Origin of the sequence: Stieleria mannarensis (assembly GCF_014154935.1) — a bacterium.
In the GTDB taxonomy this organism is placed as follows: Bacteria; Planctomycetota; Planctomycetia; order Pirellulales; family Pirellulaceae; genus Stieleria; species Stieleria mannarensis.
Map to the genome: position 1 here is coordinate 1 of NZ_JACEHH010000136.1, position 1717 is coordinate 1717.

Here is a 1717-nt window from a genome sequence, read left to right on the forward strand (position 1 = left end):
AGCCAACGGACGCGAAACGATGCGTGGCCGAGTGACTGTTCCGATTCAAGACCACAACGGCAGCATCATCGGCTTGCGTGGCTACAAGATCGATGCGCATGCAAGCGGTCCCGACGTGATCGTTGTTGGCGCAGAAGCCAAGACACCGTCCACGAATCACACCAATGACACGAATGAAGACAATGCCGACGACAATGCCACTGTTGCCGAGCCAGAGCCAATAACCCACGACGAGAACGAACTGATCATCGAAGACAATCAAATCACCTTCATCCGAGATGATCGTCGCTACCGCATCCGTGGTCTTGAAAAGAACAAGTCCACCATGACGCTCAAGATCAACCTCATGGCGTCACGCGACGGTCTGGTTCACATGGACACACTGGACTTGGTCAAGGCCCGCTCGCGCAGCTCGTTCATCAAAGCGACCGCAACGGAACTCTTCACCGATGCCGACATCATCAAGAAGGACATCGGCGCCTTGTTACTCAAAATCGAAACACTGCAAGCCGATCGTATCGCGGCGCTGAAACAACCCGCACGCGTTGAAGTCAAACTCAGCGACGAAGAGCGACGCGAAGCGTTGGCTCTGCTTCGCTCCGAAAATCTTCTTGAACGGATCGTCGCCGACATGGATGCCTGCGGGATCGTCGGCGAATCCACCAACAAGCTCGCCGGCTACCTGGCCGCAACCAGTCGCAAGCTTGCCAAGCCTCTGGCGATCGTGATTCAATCCTCATCGTCGGCCGGCAAAACGTCCTTGATGGACGCAGTCCTCTCAATGATGCCATCCGAAGACGTCAATCGCTTCAGCGGCATGACCGGTCAGTCGTTGTTCTACCTGGACAGCGATTCGATCCGTCACAAGATCCTGGCGATCGCCGAAGACGAAGGCATCCGTCAAGGCAGCTACGCACTCAAGCTACTTCAAAGCGAAGGCGAACTCCGTCACGCCACCGTCGGCCGCGGCGAAGATGGACGAAGCCAAACCCAGGAACATCACGTTGAAGGCCCCACGCAAATCTTCCTCACCACCACCGCGCTGGACATCGACGAAGAACTGATCAATCGGTGCCTGATCTTGACCGTCGATGAATCACGCGATCAGACCGACGCGATACAAAACGTTCAACGTGATGCGCGGGCCGCTGTCTTGAGTCAATCGCTTGAGCTAAAGAATCAACTTCGCAAACTACATCAAAACGCGCAGCGACTGATTCGTCCGCTCGCGATCGTCAATCCCTACGCGCCGCAGCTGACCTTCGCCAACTACAAAACCAGGCTTCGCCGCGACCATGAAAAGTATCTCACCATGATCGACACCATCGCGCTGCTGCATCAACATCAACGCGAGATCAAGACCGTCACGCACAACGACCAACGCCTCGAGTACATTGAAGTCACCAAGAATGACATCGCTGTAGCCAACGGCATCGCCGGCCTGGTTCTCGGACGCAGCCTTGATGAACTCGCGCCGCAGACACGCAACTTACTCGGACTGCTCAACGATTACGTTAGCGAAACCGCGAAGTCCAATTCCGTCCCACGCAATGCCGTCCGTTTCACCCGCCGCGACATCCGTGAAGCGACGTCGATCGGCAACAGCCAACTGAGCATCCATCTCAATCGTCTCGTCGATCTCGAATACGTCCACGTTCACCGCGGCAAGAACGGTCAGCGCTACGTTTACGAACTGCTCTACAGCGGCGAAGGCCGC

General features: G+C 56.1%; 1 protein-coding gene. It reads left to right on the forward strand.

Going from position 1 to position 1717, the window contains the following annotated elements:
- Positions 1–31: 31 nt before the first annotated feature.
- A partial coding sequence (locus H1B37_RS32720) for a hypothetical protein (RefSeq protein WP_220498492.1) occupies positions 32–1717 on the forward strand: 1686 nt, incomplete at its 3' end.